Consider the following 16,668-nt stretch of genomic DNA (forward strand, 5'->3'; position numbering starts at 1 on the left):
TGCAATCAGCCCCGACAGGCTCTTCTGTCGGGGCTGTTTTTTTTACAGCTCCATACACCGTACAACCAATACACATCGCAAAAATCCAGCACCGCGCTAAGGCACAATGCACGCTGGTGCTTACTAAAAAATGCTGATTTCCTGTACTCTCGGCACGCCTTAATGGGCCACACCAATAGCGCCAACCAACGCGCCATTTCAGATTCACAGTACAAATGCCCTCAAGAAATGTCAGCGCAACAGAGCTTTACAGCGTTGTCGCTATGCCCTCCACAATCAAAGATTGACAGAACGCATAACACCCCTGTTTGCTCTCACCAGCTAGAAAAACGTGCTGATGTCAATCTTTCTGTATGAAAAAACGCCTATGAGCGAAACCCCAACAACACCCAAAAACGGTGGTCTGCACCGTTCCCTCAAAGCACGCCACATGTCAATGATTGCCATTGGCGGCTCCATTGGCACTGGGCTGTTTGTGGCCTCAGGCGCCACCATCTCACAAGCGGGCCCGGGCGGTGCCTTGCTGGCCTACGTCATCGTGGGCCTGATGGTCTATTTCTTGATGACCAGCTTAGGGGAGATGGCATCACACCTACCCGTATCAGGCTCCTTTGCCACCTACGGCGCCAAATACGTTGACGAAGGTTTCGGCTTCGCCTTGGGATGGAACTATTGGTACAACTGGGCCGTGACCATTGCGGTGGACTTGGTCGCCGCCCAGTTGGTCATGGCCTACTGGTTTCCCGAAATCAACGGATTGCTCTGGAGCGCACTGTTTCTGGCTTTGATGTTTGGCCTCAATGCCTTAAGCGCCAAAGGGTTTGGTGAATCGGAATTTTGGTTTGCCGCCATCAAAGTCACTACCGTACTGGTATTCATTGGCATTGGCTTACTCATGGTGTTTGGCATCATCACCGGAGGGGCACCAGAGGGACTCTGGGGCAACCTCGCCCACTTCACCACTGGCGATGCGCCTTTTGCTGGCGGTTTCGCTGCGCTGATTGGCGTGGCCATGATCGTGGGCTTCTCGTTCCAAGGCACAGAACTGATCGGCATTGCCGCTGGCGAATCAGAAGATCCAGCCAGGAATGTGCCGCGCGCCGTGCGCAAAGTGTTTTGGCGCATCCTGCTGTTTTATGTCTTTGCCATTTTGATCATCGGGCTGCTGGTGCCTTACACAGACCCGAAATTGCTGCGCAACGACCTGGGTGACATCAGTGTCAGCCCGTTCACTCTTGTTTTTGAGCGTGCAGGCCTGTTAGGCGCTGCCGCTGTGATGAATGCAGTGGTACTGACCTCTGTGCTCTCTGCCGGCAACTCAGGCATGTATGCCTCTACCCGCATGCTGTATGCATTGGCCCAGCAAGGTATGGCCCCAAAACTATTTGCCCGCGTGAATGCGCGGGGCGTGCCGGTTATGGCCCTGATCGCCACGACGGTGGTGGCTGCTCTGTGCTTTTTTACCAATGTATTCAGTCCCGAATCCGTCTATATATGGCTGCTTAACCTTTCAGGCATGTGCGGCTTTATCGCCTGGCTAGGCATTGCCATTAGCCACTACCGCTTTCGTCGCGCGTGCGTAGTGCAAGGGTTTGACACCCATCGATTGCCCTATCGCGCAGCGGCCTTCCCGATTGGCCCAGTCTTTGCATTCACGCTATGTTTGGTCATCACTCTAGGACAAAACTACGAAGCTTTTCTGGCTGACACCATTGACTGGAGCGGCGTGATCGCCACCTACATTGGTATTCCTTTGTTTCTCGCTATTTGGTGGGGCTACAAATTGATCAAAGGCTCACGCATGGTGTCGCTCGCACAAATGGATATCAGTGGGGCGCGGTAGTTGCAACCTCAGCCCGCAGCGCCTGTCATGCATGCATGACAAATTGGACATGAAGCACAGCAAGTCCGCATAGCCTATGCGCCTAAACAGGCCCTGCACTGACAACTCCAAAGGCTTACAACCACCCCTCTTGTTCCAACTTACGTCCTGACGCACGCATAGCTTGGCCTAATGTTTTTAGAACATCAGGAACTTGCACATTATTTTCAAGCCGCTCAATCACTGCGAGATCATACGCATTGAGTGGCCAATGCTGTTTAGCAGTTTGCAGCATCACTGCATCCATATGCTTGCACTGCCAATTGAGCCCGCGCTCAATCCACAATGGGGAGATGTGGTGTGCCATCTCTAGCCCCGCTGGATCAAGGTCAACGCTGATCCTCAAGGGCAAAGGAGCCAGCTTTAGCAAATGGCGCATAGTCGCCTGCCAATCAGTTGAAACACGCCCAGGCATAAACACCAAAAGCGGCATGCCGTCTGCAAAGTACTCACCCGCAAATGGATCGGCCTGTGCCCGCAGCATGCATTGCCGCTCAAAACTGGCCCGGTTCTCAATCAACCACCAATAACTGGCGCTGGTTTGCAGTTGCATTGCACGTCGAATATCGGCCGTAGGCAAACTGGCGAATGCCAACATTCCGAGCGACAGGCTTTGTGCATTGCTAGTCATCTCAGACGGCCAATGCAAGCACGCTTGACCGCCCATCCACCACAGCGGCATAAAAGAATTGACTCCCAACGCCTGCAATGGAAAAACATGCTCTAGCCATAACCAATCTGCCGTGCTGATCGCCTTGGTGGTATTGATGGTTTGGGCTTGCGTTGCGAACAAGGAAAAATCACGGCGCGAACCCTGCGCTCCTTGTCTATGCCATCGCAACACAGCAACCAGCAAATTCAACCTGCGCTCCAACACATCAAAAGCAATAGCGGTTGCGCCAACGGTTTCCAATGCCTGCTCTGCCATTTTCAACAGCTCTGCACTCACCTGATCTTTGAAAGCCAGCACTTGGGCACGGTGCACTGCTAGCACTTGTGAGCGTGCATTCTGGCGCTGCTCTTTGCTGCTCAAACCAAGCAATTGCTTCAAGGTTGGCAAATCACGCCAAACAATGGCATCCCATTGCCAAACCCCACCAATCAGACTTTCTTTTCGCTCCACCCACCCTTCACGAAGCAAACGCTCGCACAGCGCCTCCGCATGTTCAATGCCCGTTGCGCCAGCCAATGCCAGCAGCGATTGCCGCTTGCGCGTGAGGGCATCGTCCTTGCACCATGCCACCAGCAGTTGCAGATCTTCTTGCAAGATCAGCCAAAGCCGTTGAGGGGCAGGCGCATCCAGCCAACGTTTGCGCTTGTTGCGTTTCGTGCTTTCAATTTGCAGAGTTGAAGGAGGATTCATGGTGCTTCGATCCATTCGGGTCGTATTCAAACTGCCCAACCCGAGGGGATTGGCCAAATCGAAGCCGACACCAGCGTCACAAAAATATTTGCCCAAAACGATTTAGGAGGATGAGGTGGCCTCCAAAGCAATAGAAACCGTTTTGGCAACGCCGTCCTCTATCACCTCCATCGTCGACGCGTACGCCTGCCCAGTTTTCAGAGCATGCAGCATAGCCGGTATGTCAATGCCGTTATTTTTCAACTCCCGGATCGCCGATTCGGGCAGCACGACCACCGCCATTTTCACCAACGTTGCTGGTACATACAAGCATTGCCCCAACGTCCCGGACACATATTTTTGAATGGTAATTTTCGACATCGAATGCTCCTTAAAAATCTTGCTAGAAGAATAAAAAACCAATTTTTCTCTTTGAAAAAATCCATAGCACCTTGGTGCTTACCGCACTAAAACCATACGCGATGAGCTATTCGTTTGCAGCACCCTTAGTCAAACTAGCCCATGGCTGCGGCAAAGACGTTCATGCGCGGCACTCGGCAAACCAGTCCAACCGGCTGTCGTACACATGGGTAGTTACCTCAAACAATCCCAGCATAGAGTGGTACAAGTTGTCGTGGCTGTAAGCTTTGTCTTCCGCATGGCTTTTCAAGCACCCCGAATTGAGGCGCGCATTGCTGAGCAAAGTCGGAGAAAGCCACATCAGCATAGGAACTTGCGTTTGCTCTTTAGGTGCAATCAGGTACGGTGTGCCATGCAAATACATGCCGCGCTCGCCAAGAGACTCTCCGTGATCGGATAGGTAAATCATGCCTACATCACGATCGGCCGAATAGCGCTGCAAAAATTCAATGGTTTTGCTGAGCATTTGATCCGTGTAGATCAACGAATTGTCGTACGTGTTGATCAGTGCCTCTTGGCTGCACTTATGAATTTGGTTGCTATTGCAGGTTGGAGAAAAAGTTTTAGCTTCTTTCGGATATCGCTCAAAGTAAGTGGGCCCGTGACTGCCTATTTGGTGGAGAACAATCAATGCATCTCCCTCGATGGATTCGACGCGTTCGCTCAGCCGGTGCAGCAATACATCGTCGTAGCAAGTGCCGTCTGGATTCACGCACAAAGTGGGCACTTGAAGCTTGGGCATATCCTCGAAGGCGACACGATCGCATTGTTTTTTACAACCGCCGTTATTGTTGTTGCGCCACAGAATGTGTACGCCTGTGCGCTGCAAAATATCCAGAAGGTTTTCTTCCGTCGCTGCGCGAACCTCGTCGTATTGAGCGCGGGTCATGCGAGAGAACATGCACGGCACCGAAATGGCGGTTGCAGTGCCGCAAGAGGCGACGTTGTGAAAATTGACGATATCCGTGCGCAACGTCAATGTGGGATTGGTGGGGCGGGAATAGCCGTTGAGTTGAAAATTTTGTGCTCGCGCGGTTTCTCCAATGACCAAGATCACCAGTTTAGGGCGCGTGTGAGTCGATGCTTCAGGCCGTACCGCATCTTCTGCCACCCGTCGCAGTGGTTGGATTTTGGCGCTGGCTTTTCGCTTCAAGTAGCCATTCGTGTTACGCACGAAATTGAATGGCAGCATTTGGTCTTTCACTATCAGATTATTTCTTATCAGCGAAGCATAATCCTTGTAAAAAGTCACCGTCACACCCGTCAAAAGAATGCACGTAACCAGAATATGAGCAGCCCAACGCCACACGGTTTTTCCAAACCGCTCCGTTCTTGGTCTCTGCGGTAAAAGCATGAGTGTCGCAGGCACCACCCCCAAAGCGAAGATGCTCAATAACAACGGCATTGAAAAATACGATGCCATCTCCGCTTGATTGGTTTCAAAAAAATTCTGCACCATGCTGCGATCAATCAACACGTTGTAGCTAAGCATGAAATAGCTGCAGCCAGCACTAATGAGCACCAGCATGGCGAGCAACGGCTTGCGCACATAGGGAACCAACATGAACGGTGTGAGCAGCAAATTGATAAGGCAGAACAGGAAAACAGGCAAGCTCATCAGAAACAACAAGCTGCGAAGACTGTCTACCTCCACATGCGAGCACAGCGTTTGCCATAGGGGGATATTGCCAATAGTGGCGAAATAGGCGGCGGCAATCCAGGTCAAGTGCACGGGATGCAGGCGCACGGAAGCAATACGTTGAAACACGCGAAAATTTCCTAAACGAATACTGCGCGCGTCGAACCGCAAACCAATCCCAGTGAATCGTTTACGGTATCGGTTTGACGCGCGGCCATCTCACAAAGCCCCGCCACTGGCAGCGGGAGAGCTGTTAGCTGTTACTGGCGCAGTGAGATAACGCTCAGTTGCGGATCGGCCAAGATATCGGCTTCAGCAAATGGAACCCGGTGCCATAGCTTTGCGGCGTAAGCTCGGGTGTAATCGCTCGCATGTGGCGAGGCGGGATCGTCCGACTGTGAAAAACTCAGCATCGTGAAGGCTTGCACGTTGGCCTCATTGAAGTCGACAATCTGCATGTAGCTATTGCCATGCGCGTCCTCATCCACGCTTTGGCTGCCACTCTCCAGAGGGGTTTGTGAACACAGAATCGTGAAATACCCTTCGTTGTCGCAACCTCCATACAAAGCTGTGCGCTCCCCCCCACGCTCGCTAAAAAGCAATTCGCCTTTGGCGGCATTTAATGGAATGCCGGCATGGTTCAGTACCTCGACGGCTTGGCGCAAAGCAGCGCGGATGGTATCCACCGCATCGGCATTCAAACCGCTTGGTGTATCAATGGGGCGAGCTGGGTCAAACGGCTCGGCGAAGAGCTCGAAATCGGCATCCTCTAAGTCTAAATGTGCCCACATCGCCTGCCACAAAATCGCGCCGCGTGAGTCCGCTTCGCCTCGTCCATCCCAAGCGCCAAGCACTTCGCAGGCAAACACCAAATCGCTGGGTGAATCGCACACTTGCGCCAATACGTCGGGGAGCAATAATTCCGCCGAAAAATTGCGGTTGTTCAATACCAACTGCTGCAAGACGGCAGAGGTGACCAAACGTCCGCCGTAGCCATCCGCCCCTTCAAGACGCTCTCGCACCATGGTATGGCCAAGACGGGTGCGCAAACTTTGCTCCTCTTGTTCAAATCCCACGATGGCCGGATAACCTTCTAGTGGACGCTCGGGGTTGGTCAACCAGAAACTATCATTCATGTTGGCGACGTATCGACCCTCTCGCATTGCCGGCAATCGAGAGGCGCCTATAGAACCCGCTTGCACCGAGTCCGGGTCGGTTTGCCATTGGCATTCGCTTTGCGACCCGTTGAGCACCGGCACAGCCGGAAGTGCCTCTGCCAACGCCTCGCCAATCGGTGTTCGGCACAAGCTCAGGGTCTCCTCGCTGACGTTGGGTATGTTCCCCATGTCGGCGTACCACACTTGGGCATCACCACGAGCGGCCGCAATGGTGTTCACCCAGGGCATCGCCGTGTGTTGCACTTGGGCAGCGATAAAAGCCTTCAGCGAGTCGGCGCGTGCCCAATCCAACCAATTCTGGTAACTGCGGTAGTTGTCCTCATTGACGTCACGGATCGCAAACGCCATTTGTTGGCTCCATCCCAGCGAAGCATCCATCTCTCCCAGATCAATCATGGGTCCCTGCGCTGAGCGATATAGCGTTCGCGTCACAGGTACACGCTCGCCCGTGCCTTGAAGCACCTCAACGGCGATGGGCGTTGCTTCCAGTGGGATGGATTTCCCGTCAATCAAAACGGCAGCAGGGTTTTGCGGGTCTGGCGTGTATTGGTACAAACCAAATCGACGCGCTGTTGATACGGTATGGCTCCAGGCCACTTGGTTGTTAAAACCAATCAGCATGACGGGTTGCCCGAGAACGGCAACCCCACTGACATCGATTTGCCCATCCAGCGTCATCTGTTGCTGGTAGAAACGATCAGGGCCACGCCAGTACCAGTGCGGGTTTCCAAACAGCAAGCCAGAAGAGGTGCCTGTCGCCTCGCCGCCAAATGCATACGCGTTGCTGCCAATGCCGGCATGGCCACCGAAGTGCAACGGTTTACTATCTACAGCGGTTTGTTTGGCTTGCCGCTGTGGGAGGGATTCGTTCGCGACGGGTGCAGTGGCAATACGCTGGCTTTCTGCCTCAGGCGGCTGAGCACGAGCAATCGCAGATACCAAATACGCATACCCACCAGCGAGGGTAAAGGCATGCATTCGTCGCCAGACATCATCTTCGTCCAGAGCCCGCACCCAGGGCTCAGATGCACAAGCCTCATGCCCTTTGGCATTGCCGGCCTTGATATCGACCACATATCGGTTGAAACCGATCGTGTAACCGCGCACCAGTGCACGCAACTCCTGCGACTGCGCGCTTTTCAAGGCATCGATTCGGGCATCGCCAAGCACATGGCGATGGTAAAAATCCGACTCTAAATTGCTCGGATCGCCAATCGTGCTATCGGCAGGTGGCAACGCTTGCGCTCCAAAAAAGCGCGAACGTTCGCCGCGATAGGTCAACATCCCATTGGCAATGGTGCAGAGGTTGTCGGCTGCTTGCGCGTACCCAACGCCATAGCCTAGGCCTTGCCAGTTCTGCGCTTTGACGTGCGGAATACCAAAACTCGTACGTCGAACCTGTGCTTCAAGCACCTCAGATTCTTCGCCGGGTGTATCCGATCCTACGTTGCCACTGCCACACGCGACTAAGGCCAAAGTGCCAACCACTAACCCCATCCAGCCGACAGAGGAATTTCTACGAAAGCACGCAGATTTGTTAGCGTGTGACTTAGCCGAAGCTGCACTTGGGCTGTGTGCCTCGTGGTCGTGCGCTCCTTGGCAGGAGGGATGTGAAGAAAAAATGTGCATCGGCGATAACCTCTTAGGCTTGAAATAGAAGGGAGCCTCGCCGCCCGACAAGAGCCATTGCATGCGGTTTACGAGGGCATCTCCGTCTCTCCCCGAGGGTTGAGAGGGCGACGCCTTCCTCCGCATCCTTTGACACAAGCGCAAGGCGATTGGCAAGTCGCCCGAAGTATCGAAAAAGGCATGTCAAGAAGTTGTTAAGATGCCCGCACCTATGACACGTCTGCTCATCATTGAAGACAATCCCGAGTTGGTCGCCAACCTGTACGGTTTTTTCGAGCCGCTGGGCTACGTGCTCGACGATGCACGCGATGGGGAGACCGGCTTGCGCATGGCCGTGCAAAACGACTACGACGCAATCTTGCTGGACCTGATGCTGCCGCGGCTGGATGGCATGAGCCTGTGCCAGCAGCTGCGCGAATCGTTTCAAAACCCTGTCCCCGTTTTGATGCTGACCGCACGCGATCCTGTAGAGGATCGCATACAAGGGCTCTCACTTGGCGCAGATGACTATTTGATCAAACCGTTCTCCCTCAAAGAACTTCATGCGCGTATCCAAGCTCTGGTGCGTCGCGCCCAAGGGCGACAGGTCCAAGGCACCTTGCAATGGGTAGATTTGAAAGTGAACACGCGCACTCCACAGGCATGGCGACAGGGGCACACCATCAACCTAACTCCGACCACTCATCATTTGCTACTCCTGTTGATGCGCGCTGCGCCATCAACCGTTAAGAAGCAGGAAATGGAATACGCGATTTGGGGAGATGAACCGCCAGAAAGCGGCGCACTGCGCACCCACATCCATGATCTGCGCCAACAAGTGGACAAAAATTTCATGCCCGCGCTAATAGAAACGGTTCATGGCATTGGCTGGCGGCTGATCACACCCGAAAACGGTGCGGTGCCAGCCGGCGGCAGTATCTCTAACAACCAGCCGTGAGTTCCACTCCATGGTCATGAAATCGACCTTGCAACAGATGTCGCTAAAAACGCGCATCACACTGACATTTGTGTTGCTGATGGCAACTGTCATGGGATTTTTGGTCATCGCTGAACAGTTGGATTACGACGAGCTCAGGGCATACGTGGCCTCTAAAAACTTGCGCAGCGAAGCAGCTCAGGTGGAGGCTGCCCTCATCAAAGGCGTTCCCCCTCCCCTATCGTCAGGCAGCCAGCTCTATGATGCGGTAACCGTCCCCGATGCCCTGCGTCACTTCCTGCCTGGTTACCACCGCATCACGCAGCCCAACGGGCAATACCTGCAAGTATTTGATGTACAAGACCAACGCTACTACTTGCTGCATGCAAGCGAGGGCTATGTTTACCTTGAGTTTCTGATCGATGGGTTCGCGCCTTTTGTGATTTTGCTGTGCTTGCTATGCGCCTTTTGGATTGGCAGGCACACTTCCGCTCGGGTGACTACGCCCATCAAACGATTGGCCGAAGCCGTCGCCCAAAAACAAAAGCCTTTTCCGTTTTTAAACGAACAAGATGAAATCGGTGTATTGGCACGCGCGTTCGCACAGCACAGTGAGGAGTTGGAGCATTTTTTGCATCGTGAGCGGTGTTTTGTGGGTGACGCGAGCCACGAACTCAGAACCCCACTCGCCATCATTGGAGGTGCCGCAGAGACAATTGCCGTTCAACTTCCACCAAATAGCCCGCTTATTCCCAGTGCCGAGCGGATTGTTCGCACCACACAGGAAATGCAGCGCCAATTGACATGCCTGCTGCTGCTCTCACGCGACCCTGCCACCCTCTCAGTGGCGGACATGGCATGGCGCCCGGTTATTGAAGAATGCATGCATCGCTGCCAGCCTTGGCTGGAGAATAAACCGGTGACCCTCCATGTAGACGTTCCGCACAACGCCATCGTTCAAACCAACGCAGAACTCGCCCGCAGCGTGATTTGGAACCTGCTGCGCAATGCCTGTCAATACACCAGCGAAGGCGAAGTGCGTGTCACCGTGCGAGACGAAACTCTCGTGATTTCAGACACCGGACCAGGCTTGCCTGCCAGCATCAATCCTCACCAATTTGAACGCTTTTCCCATAGCCGAGCGTTGCATGGCGAAGGGCTGGGGCTGTCCATCGTGCAACGCATCGTCGAGCATCTCGGATGGGAAATGTCGGTCGACAGCTCCGAGAACGGCTGCTGCTTCACATTGCAAACCCGAGGCAATGCCTCTGCGGCGCGATGATGCGCCTTAGCCAGCGGGCTCCTGCATACCAATTTCCGCTGCGGCAAGTGAGCCGCACTCTTAACAAATTCTTCACAAGGTCTTGCGCATACTGGTAGCTTCCTATTGCATTCGCTCGACTCTTATGCCAACCACTCCAACAAGCACCTCTGGTAAGTACCAGCACAGTAAAACAGGTTTATCGCGGCTCTTCCACACCTTAATCTATTCCCGCGACGGTTTTTTAACCGCGATGCGAAACGAAGCCGCGTTTCGACAGCTTTTGGTATTGCATGGCTTATTAATGCCCTTGGCCATCCTGCTTCCCCTCTCTCCTATTGAAAAAGCGCTGATGCTGACAGTCTGCTTCATTAGCTTGATCGTCGAGCTCATCAACTCTGCTATCGAAGCAGCAATAGACCGCATTTCACTGGAGCTGCACCCACTATCAAAGAATGCTAAAGATATGGGCAGCACAGCCCAAACAATCGCCTTGCTGATGGTGGCAACCGTCTGGTCCCTTATATTGCTTGGGTAAAAGCGCTTTCAACTTTCACTTAGTAGCGTTTGCCAGATTTTCCCTAGCAATGAGTTTTAGTCTTTACGCTTAACCAAGCCGGACACCACCGTCGCCAAAATGATCAAGGCCGCGCCGCACAGCATGCGAACCGTGGGCTGCTCGGCAAACCACCACCATGCGAAGGCAATGGCGTACACCGGCTCCAGCGCGATGATCATGCCCACGCTGCGGGCGCTCATGCCTTGCAAACTCTTGACGAAGAGAAACTGCGAAAGACCCGTGCAAAACACGCCCAAGAGCCCGAGGAATAACCATTCGTGTGCGCTGAGTTGCAGAGTGCCAGTGGACAAGGCGGCAAAGGGCAGCATCAGCGCAAAGACGACCAAGTTTTGCCAAAACGCCGCTTGCATGGGGCCTGCGCCAGTGTGGGTGCGACGGTTGATCATGGCCAGCACCGCAAACGACAAACCTGAAGCCAATCCCCACAGCAGGCCCAGAGTGCCATGGTCCTTCATGTCAAAAGAAGGCGTCACCAAGATCAATCCCAGCGTGACCAAACCCAGCAGCAGAGACTCTCGCAAGCCCAGTCTTTCTTTGAAAATCAAGCGATCAAAAATGGCGATGAACGCCGGAAAGCTGGCAAAGCCCAAAGTGGCAACGGCTACTCCACCGACTTTCACGGCATAAAAAAAACGTCACCCAATGCGCCGCCAGCAACGCACCAGTGAATGCCAAGATCACCAAGCCACGCGCATGCAAACTGCCCCACAGCGATTGCCGCAGCACCAGCGAAAACGCGGCTAAGGCGAGCACGGCAAAGCCCGAGCGCCCAGCGGTAATCACCCAAGGGGTGGCGGAGATCATCGCCGCCAAAATACCGACCAAGCCAAACAGCACAGCCGCAATGTGCGCGCTCCAGAGGGCGGAGCGTGAAGAGTTCATTTCAATACGACTTTAAGGAGAGTGAAGAACGGAGCCTTAACAGGAATCGTTTGTTTAACCTGCTGCTAAGGTTCGTTGAATGTGGGGCGCCAACATTTGCAAATTCACAAAGCTGATTCCATACATCGCCGTCATGCTTTTGGCCTGAGCTTCATCTAATTGCGGCGAGCAAATCACAAAAAATCGGCCATCCAGTCCAAGCCTTTTTTGCAAACGGCTCAACCGATTGATTTCACTGCGAAACTCCCCGCTTTTGCATTCAATGACAAACAACTGTTTTTCAAACAACGCCACCACATCCAGCTCAAACAAATCCTCGTTTGGGAACTGTACTTTCGCTCCTCTTGCGACCGAAATCGGCGTTTTTTGAAAGGTGTCTTGTAGTTTCAAAACGGTACTCAGAGCAAACCACTCCAGCCAGCCACCAGTGAAAAACAGTCTCGCGGGCGTTGCGGTTTGCAAACCTAAGCGCAAGACCTTCTCGTTCTTTTGATAAAAATACTTGGAGAGGAGTGCACCGTCATACCAGGAACGACAAATTTTAGTGATGGCGCCCACATCTTTTTGCGCCATTTTGTTCAAGTCGATATTGATGCCTGAATGGTTTTTTCGGTAACTCCATCCAATTTTTCCAATCACATCTGCCAGCAAATGCTCATGCTCGACGATCTGATTTGCAGCCTCATCAAAGTAGCCACTTAAGTCCACGTTGTCGTATTGAAAGCGCACATCAAATTGGCGTGACTTAAACCAAAGATGAAGAGGAAAGTGCTGCTCTTCTGTGGGCAGGAATGTGTGATCCAGAGCAGCAGCCTCGGGCGAATTGTCTTTCGTCGCTGTTGATCTAGGCTCACCATCTGAACCACTCTGCTGATCAAAATTGGCCAGCGTATCTTTAAGTTTTTTCACCTCTCGCAAAGACTCTGCATACCGCTGCAAGATTCTTTCGATAAAAAAAACCGTCCCGTAAACAGTCACGGGCTTAGCACAGCGGCCACAGTGTGTTGCGCTCCCATCGATAGGCACCACTTCTGCAATGAACCCACAACTGTTACAGCGATAAATAGACATAAGTGATCCGCGTCACAAAAAAGATACAAATTTTAAGGCGTCAATAACCGGAAGTTTCAAGCCTGCGCTGCAGCACGCCAATCGGCGGTGCCCAGCGCTGGTCTTTTTGCTTTTTCGCGGTGACCAAGGTGATGTCGGCCGGCTCAAACACTTCCACATTGTGCGTAATCGGCGTGGTGAGCACGTATTGCGCGCGGGTGGATTTGAGAAAGTGGCCAACCAGCTGGATGTTGCGCACGTCCAAGTGGGCGAAGGGTTCGTCAATGAAGACAAAGCCGCCGGACGATTCTTCATCCTTAAGCAAACCCACCAGCAGGATCAGCGATTTGATGACCTGCTGCCCGCCGGAGGCTTCGCCATCGTTCAAGCCAATTTGGCCTTTGCCGTCGAAGTTGAAGCTGACCTTCAGTTCGGCTTGGCGCAGCGCGACGTCGTCATTCTCCAGATGCGGGGTGTCGGCGTTGACGACCACACCGGCCAGCTCGCCCAATTCCACAATGTTTTTGCGGTAGCGCCGCACGGTGGAGCGCAGCACGTCGATGTAGCGCTCGCGCGCGTTATCCACCGCGATGCTGGCCGATTCGTTGCTGGCCTCGCGCTGCGCCAATTGGCCTTTCTGGCTGCCCACTTGGGCGACCATCAAGGTGTGGCGCTCTTCAACGATGGCATCCGTCTCCCATTCGCCATGCTCCAGTTCTTGCTCAATGGCATCGCTGCGCAAGCGCGCTTGCGTGGCGTTGGTAAATTGCTGGCGCAGCTGGGCGATGGTGTCGCTGGCAATCCAACGGACGGGGAACTGACGGCGCTTTTTCTGCGACTGGGCGCAGCGGGTGCTTGCCTCATCGCGCTTGCTTTGCCACTCGCGGGCGAAGCGGCTAGCGGCCGACTCACTGTCTTGCAGGCGCAGTTGCGTATCGCGGTAACGGGCTTGGGCGCTGCGCTGCTGATCGCTGCATTGCTTGTAGCGTTCGTCCAGTTCGCTCCAGCGTTGGGCTGCAGTGATGCGTGCTTCTTTGAGTTGCACCAGTTGCTGGCGCGCTTGCTCAAACTCGTCAGCACGCTTGGCCAATTCTTCGGCGGCGCGGTGGCCTTGCGTGGCGTCTTTGGCTGCTTTGAGTTGGCGTTCCGTTTCGCGCTGCTGCAAAGCAATCTGCTGCAATTGCGCATCCAGCTCTGCCAAGCGCGCTTCGATGGATTCGCGCCGCGCCGCCAATGCGGCGGCGCCAAACTGGTGCTGCTCGGGGCTGACCCACACGCTGCGCCCGCCACGGCCATCGCGCCAATAGGCCTCTGGGGTGATCCACTCGCCACCTTTGGCAAACCCTTCTTGCGTGTTCTCCACACGGCGCACTTGCGCCAAAGTTTTGCGCAGCCAAGCGGGCAAGGTAGCGCTGCATTTGAGCACGGCCAGTAAGCTGTCTTTCGGGGCACTTTGCGGATCGGCATCAACTGCATCGCTGACCAAGTAGTGGCGATAGCGTTCTTTCTCGGCCAGCTCACTGGCTTTGGCTTCATCGGCGGCATCTTCCAGCACCGCCACCCAGCGCGCACCGCGCAGCACGCCTTCGGCAGCGGCGCGCCAGTGGTTGTCCGTAATCTCAATCGCATCGGCCACAAAGTGGTGGGCGATGTTGTGGCGGCGCAGCACTTGACTGAATCGCGCCGCATCGTCGGCACGCGGGGCGCCGCGCTCGTTTTTCATTTTGTCCAACGCAGCCTGTGCTGCCGCACGGGCTTCTTTGCGCGAATGCCATTCGCCATCGTGCTTTTGCTTGTCGACTTCCAGCGCGTCAATGCGTTGCATCAGTTGCTCGGCATCGCTTTCCACTTTGGCCAGCTCACGCAATTCATCGGCTTGTTTGACCAATGCTTCCACCGGCGTTTCATGGCCGCGTGCTTCAGTCAAGGCATCTTGCGCCTGCTTGCGCTGCAGCTCCACCTGTGCTAATTGCACGCCTGCTTGATCGACCTCCTGCGCCAGTTGCAACAGCAGTTGCCGGTCTTCGCGCTGGCGTTGCAGGCTGTGGGCGTGCTCCACCCGCTGGCGGTGCAGCTCTTTCATCTGGCCGGTCAGCGCATCGCGTGCGTCGCACCATTCCAGCACGGGGATGACTTCGGTGTGCAGTTTTTCCCGCTCGCGCAGCTTGGCTTGGTATTGGCGGTACAGGTTCAGGCGCGCTTCCACATGCGCCAGCTGCGCCTCACCATGCACGAGTTCTCTTTTTGCGGTTTCGACTTCTTGCGCTACCTCTTGCTGGTGGCGGCGCGCTTCTTCGTAGCGGTCCAGCACCTCTTGGTCACCAAACACGTCAAACACCAAACGCAGCAATTCTTTGGGCGAGTATTCGCACAGGCGGTCGGTCTGCCCCTGCTCCAGCGCCAGCACGCGGGCAATCGCGCGCGACAAGCCCGCGGTTTCCAAACGCTTGCGCCAGTGCTCAATGCCCAGCCAATCTTTCTCGGGCAGTTGCAACAAGGCCTCAATCGGCACATCGCCATCGACCATGCAGTAGCGGCGCTGCCAATCGCCGCCATTGCGTTGAATGCGGCACACCAGCGTGACCTGATCGGCATACAGCAAGCTGCGCGCAAATGGCCGGTTGGAGCTTTGGCGCGTGCGCGGGCGGTTGTCCACCACGGCGCGCAGCCAAGACGAATCGGCATTGGCGTGGCGCGCGTAGGTTTTGAAGCTGCGGTTGCCCGAGCACTCCAACCCTAGTAAGGTGCGCATGGCATCGAGCAAGGTGGTCTTGCCCGAGCCATTGGGACCCGCAATGGTGATGATGGAGCCGTCCAGCGGCAGCGTCAGGCGCTGGCAATAATCCCAGTGCAGCAGTTCAATGGATTGAAGGTGGAACATGGTTTAGCCTTCCTCTCCGGTCGTCGGTTGCGGGGATGCGTTGTCGGCTTGCGCATCGTTCACATCTTCTTGCACCTTGTCTTGTACTTTTGCTTGTGCATCACCGTGTTCTTCGGTTGGCGTTTCGTGCGCCGCTTCCAGCTCTGCCGCTTTCGCGCGATGGAGCACATCGCCCAGCGTGCCTTCCAGAATGCGCGGTGCCATCACGTCGTAGTCCAGCAGCAAATCCAACAGCGGGCCTTCGGCAATGTCATCGCCACGGCGCACGATGAAGCCGTGGTTCTCCAAGCGTTTGAGGTTGGTGTCCAAACGGGTTTTCTTGCCCAGTTGCGCCCCAAAATCCGCCAGTAAAGATTTGTAGGAAATCACCGGGCTGACGTTGGCCGCTTTGGGCATGGGGCGGTCAGCAGCGAACATCTCGTTTTGCTCGTTGTTGGCGGCTTCGCTGTCGCGGGCGGCTTGGCGCTCGCGCTTTGGCAGCACGATCAACGCCCACAGCACAACCAGCAACGATACGCCATCGCGGGGCAAGTCGAAATTGTTGTGGCTGCTCAAACCTGTTTCGCCAAACACGGCCGATTCGGCGCTGCGCACCAGCGCGACGCTGACGTGATCGGCGTGGATGTTATCCACCAAGCGCAGGCCGACACCGGCCAAACGCTGCTCCAGCGCCAGCCATAAATCGGCATCGATCAAGGCGCGCTTAATGCCCGGGTGCTGGCGCGGCAACCAGCGTTTGGCCAGCAATTGCGCCGCCAACAAGGCGGCTTCGTCGGTTGTGTTCATTCGGTTGCTCCTGCAGGCGGCTCGTTGGGCACGGCCTGCTCGGGTGTTGGCATAGGAGTGGTTGCCGGTGTCGATGCGGATTCAGGTGCGGGCGCGGATTCAGGCACGGCCGCAGCCACAGTTGCAGCCGCTTTGCGTTGGCGTTTTTTGCGCGGTGCATCGCCTTCTAATGGCAAAGCCTCTAAATGGATTTCGCCATCGCTAAAGCCGTATGGCGCTTCG

General features: G+C 55.0%; 11 protein-coding genes and 1 pseudogene. 4 read left to right on the forward strand and 8 right to left on the reverse strand.

Annotation, left to right across the window (positions count from 1 at the left end):
• Positions 1-367: 367 nt before the first annotated feature.
• A complete protein-coding gene (locus E9531_RS04410) occupies positions 368-1,843 on the forward strand; it encodes an amino acid permease (protein WP_136572544.1) in 1,476 nt (491 codons plus the stop codon).
• Between the two features lie 115 nt (positions 1,844-1,958).
• Here the strand turns inward: E9531_RS04410 and E9531_RS04415 are convergent, their stop codons facing one another.
• From E9531_RS04415 to E9531_RS04430, 4 genes are all read right to left on the reverse strand, one after another.
• Positions 1,959-3,245 carry a hypothetical protein gene (locus tag E9531_RS04415; RefSeq protein WP_136572545.1) on the reverse strand — a complete coding sequence of 429 codons (1,287 nt, stop codon included), beginning with the start codon at positions 3,243-3,245 and terminating at the stop codon, positions 1,959-1,961.
• A 102-nt stretch (positions 3,246-3,347) separates the two neighbouring features.
• Complete coding sequence (locus E9531_RS04420) at positions 3,348-3,605, reverse strand: hypothetical protein (protein ID WP_136572546.1); 258 nt, start codon at positions 3,603-3,605, stop codon at positions 3,348-3,350.
• Positions 3,606-3,765: 160 nt separating this feature from the next.
• Complete coding sequence (locus E9531_RS04425; protein ID WP_136572547.1) at positions 3,766-5,412, reverse strand: phosphoethanolamine transferase; 1,647 nt, start codon at positions 5,410-5,412, stop codon at positions 3,766-3,768.
• A 131-nt stretch (positions 5,413-5,543) separates the two neighbouring features.
• Positions 5,544-8,090 (reverse strand): penicillin acylase family protein, encoded by a 2,547-nt coding sequence (locus E9531_RS04430; RefSeq protein ID WP_244609979.1) that lies wholly within the window; start codon positions 8,088-8,090, stop codon positions 5,544-5,546.
• Positions 8,091-8,301: 211 nt separating this feature from the next.
• Between E9531_RS04430 and E9531_RS04435 the strand changes: the two genes are divergently transcribed.
• From E9531_RS04435 to E9531_RS04445, 3 genes are all read left to right on the forward strand, one after another.
• Positions 8,302-9,027 (forward strand): response regulator transcription factor, encoded by a 726-nt coding sequence (locus E9531_RS04435; RefSeq protein ID WP_136572549.1) that lies wholly within the window; start codon positions 8,302-8,304, stop codon positions 9,025-9,027.
• A gap of 10 nt (positions 9,028-9,037) precedes the next feature.
• On the forward strand, positions 9,038-10,288 hold the full coding sequence (locus E9531_RS04440) for a sensor histidine kinase (RefSeq protein WP_244609980.1): 1,251 nt from the start codon (positions 9,038-9,040) through the stop codon (positions 10,286-10,288).
• A 124-nt stretch (positions 10,289-10,412) separates the two neighbouring features.
• Positions 10,413-10,805 (forward strand): diacylglycerol kinase, encoded by a 393-nt coding sequence (locus E9531_RS04445; RefSeq protein WP_136572550.1) that lies wholly within the window; start codon positions 10,413-10,415, stop codon positions 10,803-10,805.
• A gap of 56 nt (positions 10,806-10,861) precedes the next feature.
• Here the strand turns inward: E9531_RS04445 and E9531_RS04450 are convergent.
• The 4 genes and pseudogenes from E9531_RS04450 to E9531_RS04465 all read right to left on the reverse strand — a co-directional run bounded on the left by E9531_RS04450 (position 10,862) and on the right by E9531_RS04465 (position 16,446).
• A pseudogene (locus E9531_RS04450) lies at positions 10,862-11,729 on the reverse strand (DMT family transporter).
• A 54-nt stretch (positions 11,730-11,783) separates the two neighbouring features.
• Complete coding sequence (locus tag E9531_RS17450) at positions 11,784-12,302, reverse strand: Card1-like endonuclease domain-containing protein (protein ID WP_158291718.1); 519 nt, start codon at positions 12,300-12,302, stop codon at positions 11,784-11,786.
• Positions 12,303-12,840: 538 nt separating this feature from the next.
• Positions 12,841-15,660 (reverse strand): ATP-binding protein, encoded by a 2,820-nt coding sequence (locus tag E9531_RS04460; RefSeq protein WP_136572552.1) that lies wholly within the window; start codon positions 15,658-15,660, stop codon positions 12,841-12,843.
• A 3-nt stretch (positions 15,661-15,663) separates the two neighbouring features.
• Positions 15,664-16,446: a hypothetical protein gene (locus E9531_RS04465; protein ID WP_244609981.1), complete on the reverse strand. Its 783-nt coding sequence runs from the start codon at positions 16,444-16,446 to the stop codon at positions 15,664-15,666.
• Between the last annotated feature and the right edge of the window lie 222 nt (positions 16,447-16,668).

It is taken from the genome of Lampropedia puyangensis (assembly GCF_004833285.1).
Taxonomy (GTDB): Bacteria; Pseudomonadota; Gammaproteobacteria; order Burkholderiales; family Burkholderiaceae_C; genus Lampropedia; species Lampropedia puyangensis.